This window comes from Campylobacter sp. CFSAN093249, from assembly GCF_011067895.1.
GTDB lineage: Bacteria > Campylobacterota > Campylobacteria > Campylobacterales > Campylobacteraceae > Campylobacter_D > Campylobacter_D jejuni.
The window spans coordinates 1-5,000 of record NZ_JAAMWM010000015.1 but is presented as its reverse complement, the minus strand read 5'-3'; the positions used below and the strand labels follow the sequence as shown (position 1 = coordinate 5,000).

The following is a 5,000-nucleotide window of genomic DNA, read 5'->3' as shown; positions in this document are numbered from 1 at the left end:
ATAAGAAAGAGTGGTATCTCAACAATGGCTCATATACAACTGGCGTCATATACTCAAAGCCTCCCACCTATCCTGCACATTCTTATCCAAGTAGCAGTGTCAAGCTGTAGTAAAGGTCCACGGGGTCTTTCCGTCTTGCCGCGGGTAGGAGGAATTTTCACCTCCACTACAATTTCACTGGATCCCTCTTTGAGACAGCTCCCATCTCGTTACGCCATTCATGCAGGTCGGTATTTAACCGACAAGGAATTTCGCTACCTTAGGACCGTTATAGTTACGGCCGCCGTTTACTCGGGCTTCGATCAAGAGCTTCGCTAATGCTAACCCCATCAATTAACCTTCGAGCACCGGGCAGGCGTCACACCCTATACATCCTCTTACGAGTTAGCAGAGTGCTGTGTTTTTGGTAAACAGTCGGGAGGGACTCTTTGTTGTAAGTTTCCTTGCTTTCGGAGTAAATCCTAATACAAAGCTAACCACACCTTATACCGAAGATACGGTGCTATTTTGCAGAGTTCCTTAAAGAGAGTTCTTCCACGCGCCTTAGAATACTCATCCCACCCACCTGTGTCGGTTTACGGTACGGGCAACATTAGCTAAACTTAGAAACTTTTCTTGGCTCGACGGCATCAGGGGTTCTTCTATCCATCCGAAGACTTCAAAAAGCCTTTCAGTTCTCGGAGTATTGTTATACGGATTTGCCTATATAACCTCCTACGACCTTAGACTAGCACTTCCATCCGCTAGCCCCCTTAGCCCTAAGCGTCCTTCCATCGCACACTAATGTTGGTATTGGAATATTAACCAATTTGCCATCGTCTACCCCTTTCGGACTCGACTTAGGACCCGACTAACCCTACGATGACGAGCATCGCGTAGGAAACCTTGGGTTTACGGCGTTAATGATTCTCACATTAATTATCGCTACTCATGCCTGCATGCTCACTTCTATTCGCTCCAGCACTCCTTACCGGTATACCTTCGACGCAAATAGAACGCTCTCCTACCACTTAGTAAACTAAGTCTACAGCTTCGGTACTTACTTTAGCCCCGTTATATTTTCCGCGCAAAATCACTAGACCAGTGAGCTATTACGCTTTCTTTAAAGGATGGCTGCTTCTAAGCCAACCTCCTGGTTGTTTAAGTAACTTCACATCGTTTTCCACTTAAGTAAGATTTAGGGACCTTAGCTGGTAGTCTGGGTTGTTTCCCTCTTGACGACGGATTTTATCACTCGCCGCCTGACTGCTGTGATTACATATAAGGTATTCGGAGTTTGATAGGGTTTGGTACATTGGTGTATGCCCTAGCCCATTCAGTGCTCTACCCCCTTATATTACGACACAACGCTATACCTAAATATATTTCGGAGAGAACCAGCTATCACGAAGTTTGATTGGCCTTTCACCCCTATCCACAAGTCATCCCGGGGCTTTTCAACGCCTATGGGTTCAGTCCTCCACTAGTTCTTACACTAGCTTCAACTTGCTCATGGATAGATCACTTCGTTTCGGGTCTGCAGCATCTGACTAAGCGCCCTATTCAGACTCGCTTTCGCTACGGCTTCGCGTTTGCTTAACCTTGCCAGACACCACAACTCGCAGGCTCATTATGCAAAAGGCAGTCCATCACCCTGTATTGCTACATAGGGCTCTGAATGATTGTAAGCAAATGGTTTCAGGTTCTATTTCACTCTGATCACCTCAGTTCTTTTCACCTTTCCCTCACGGTACTTGTGCACTATCGATCTGGTATTAGTATTTAGGGTTGGATCGTGGTCGACCCGGATTCAGACAGGATTCCTCGTGTCCCGCCCTACTCAGGATACTGCTAGCTAAGGTTTGTTTTTCGCATACGGGACTATCACCCTCTATGGTTATACTTTCCAGAATGTTCTGCTAAACTTACCTCTTGCACATTGCAGTCCTACAACCCCCAGTGCAAGCACTGGGTTTGCCCTCTTGCGCTTTCGCTCGCCGCTACTGACGCAATCTCTATTGATTTCTTTTCCTGAGGGTACTAAGATGTTTCAATTCCCCTCGTTCGCTCCTATATAGGTAATGTATATCTCTATACATTGGGTTGCCCCATTCGGAAATCTACGGATCAAAGCTTCTTGACAGCTCCCCGTAGCTTATCGCAGTCTAGTACGTCCTTCATCGCCTTTACCAGTCAAGGCATCCACCATTCGCTCTTAGTAGCTTACCTTTTTTACCTTTTATTATTGATTCTAAAACGCATCACTTCCTTGTTAAAGTTTTTATGATAAGACTTCTTTATCTTAAGACGGAAAGCATTCAAACACTTAATATAAAACTAAATGATTTAGTCTCAACTAAGCAGTGAGTTTGAAACTTGTCTTTAATTTATAATCCTTAAATCTAATATTCTCTTTATTCATAGAAGAGAAGACAGCTAAAAGTTAAGTTAAACTAAAGAAAAGATAAATAGGTTTTATCCTTTAACAAGTCCTGTAAAATTGTTTTTATTAAAACTTGCTTGTGACTCTTAACAATGATAATTAAAAAGAACATTTAGGTTTAAAACCTAAAGGAAGTATATATATTAACATAATCATTATAAATATAAATGCATAATGTATATGCTACTTATATCTATTAAAGTATATTCTTTTATAGTTAAAGATAAAAAATAAATCTAAGTATAGAGTTTATATTTTATATTTAATCTATTTTATATACTTGCTTTAGATTTTAAAGCTTCTTTATTCAAATCTTTTTTATGGTGGGCCTAACAAGACTTGAACTTGTGACCTCACCCTTATCAGGGGTGCACTCTAACCAGCTGAGCTATAGGCCCTTAATAAATGGTGGAGAATAGCGGGATCGAACCGCTGACCTCCTGCGTGCAAAGCAGGCGCTCTCCCAGCTGAGCTAATTCCCCATAAACAATTAGCTTTATCATCAATCTTTGAAATCTAAACAAGAATCAATTGAGTTTATATATTGAAGTAATAGTTGTGAGACTTATTACTTTGTACTCTAGAAAGGAGGTGATCCAACCGCAGGTTCTCCTACGGTTACCTTGTTACGACTTCACCCCAGTCGCTGATTCCACTGTGGACGGTAACTAGTTTAGTATTCCGGCTTCGAGTGAAATCAACTCCCATGGTGTGACGGGCGGTGAGTACAAGACCCGGGAACGTATTCACCGTAGCATGGCTGATCTACGATTACTAGCGATTCCGGCTTCATGCTCTCGAGTTGCAGAGAACAATCCGAACTGGGACATATTTTATAGATTTGCTCCACCTCGCGGTATTGCGTCTCATTGTATATGCCATTGTAGCACGTGTGTCGCCCTGGGCATAAGGGCCATGATGACTTGACGTCGTCCACACCTTCCTCCTCCTTACGAAGGCAGTCTATTTAGAGTGCTCGGCCGAACCGTTAGCAACTAAATACGTGGGTTGCGCTCGTTGCGGGACTTAACCCAACATCTCACGACACGAGCTGACGACAGCCGTGCAGCACCTGTCTCTAAGTTCTAGCAAGCTAGCACCCTCTTATCTCTAAAAGGTTCTTAGGATATCAAGCCCAGGTAAGGTTCTTCGCGTATCTTCGAATTAAACCACATGCTCCACCGCTTGTGCGGGTCCCCGTCTATTCCTTTGAGTTTTAATCTTGCGACCGTACTCCCCAGGCGGTACACTTAATGCGTTAGCTGCATTACTGAGATGACTAGCACCCCAACAACTAGTGTACATCGTTTAGGGCGTGGACTACCAGGGTATCTAATCCTGTTTGCTCCCCACGCTTTCGCGCCTTAGCGTCAGTTGAGTTCCAGCAGATCGCCTTCGCAATGGGTATTCTTGGTGATATCTACGGATTTTACCCCTACACCACCAATTCCATCTGCCTCTCCCTCACTCTAGACTATCAGTTTCCCAAGCAGTTTAATGGTTAAGCCATTAGATTTCACAAGAGACTTGATAATCCGCCTACGCGCCCTTTACGCCCAGTGATTCCGAGTAACGCTTGCACCCTCCGTATTACCGCGGCTGCTGGCACGGAGTTAGCCGGTGCTTATTCCTTAGGTACCGTCAGAATTCTTCCCTAAGAAAAGGAGTTTACGCTCCGAAAAGTGTCATCCTCCACGCGGCGTTGCTGCGTCAGGGTTTCCCCCATTGCGCAATATTCCCTACTGCTGCCTCCCGTAGGAGTCTGGACCGTGTCTCAGTTCCAGTGTGACTGATCATCCTCTCAGACCAGTTAAGCGTCATAGCCTTGGTAAGCCATTACCTTACCAACTAGCTGATACTATATAGTCTCATCCTACACCGAAAAACTTTCCCTACTCAACTTGTGTTAAGCAGGAGTATAGAGTATTAGCAGTCGTTTCCAACTGTTGTCCTCTTGTGTAGGGCAGATTAACTATACCTTACTCACCCGTGCGCCACTAATCCACTTCTAGCAAGCTAGAAGCTTCATCGTTCGACTTGCATGTATTAGGCACGCCGCCAGCGTTCACTCTGAGCCAGGATCAAACTCTCCATAAAAATTATAGATAGTTTAATCTTTTTCTTCAAAGAAAAAGTTATGAAAGATTAAAAGAAAAACTTTTAATCTTTTTAATTATTAGATTGAATAGATTTTACATAATTACTTATGCCTAAATCTTTCTGGCTCAATCGATCACTTATTTAGATTTCAAAGATTGACTAATAAGATTTGAATAACAATACTAAGTTAAAAGAACAAAACAAAAAATCATTTTTAAAAGAAAAGTTTTTAAATTAAAAAACAAGATTTATAAAAAAGCTTTTAGTTTATAAGATAAAAACCAAAAGAGTTAATTTATAAAATCTACTAAGCTAGTGAAACTTTATAATTTAAAAGATTTTAAGTCCTTTTTTCAAAAAAAGGAAATGAAAGTATAACCAATTAAACTTAAAAGGGGATTAAACAAAGGATTAAATAGTATAAATATTTGTGTAAGTATTTATATAAGTATTTGGTGGGTTTAAAAATGGGGGGGGG

General features: G+C 42.1%; 2 tRNA genes and 2 rRNA genes (1 of these 4 running past the window's edge). All 4 read right to left on the bottom strand.

The features are described from left to right. A 23S ribosomal RNA gene (locus FBF10_RS08465) occupies positions 1 to 2,208 on the bottom strand; it reaches 699 nt to the left of the window's first position. Positions 2,209 to 2,743: 535 nt separating this feature from the next. After that, positions 2,744 to 2,820 (bottom strand) — tRNA-Ile (locus tag FBF10_RS08460). 8 nt (positions 2,821 to 2,828) lie between these two features. After that, positions 2,829 to 2,904: transfer RNA gene (locus FBF10_RS08455), tRNA-Ala, on the bottom strand. Between the two features lie 102 nt (positions 2,905 to 3,006). After that, positions 3,007 to 4,519 (bottom strand): 16S ribosomal RNA (locus FBF10_RS08450). The 16S and 23S rRNA genes sit together here with 2 tRNA genes alongside, the layout of an rRNA operon. Positions 4,520 to 5,000: the final 481 nt, after the last annotated feature.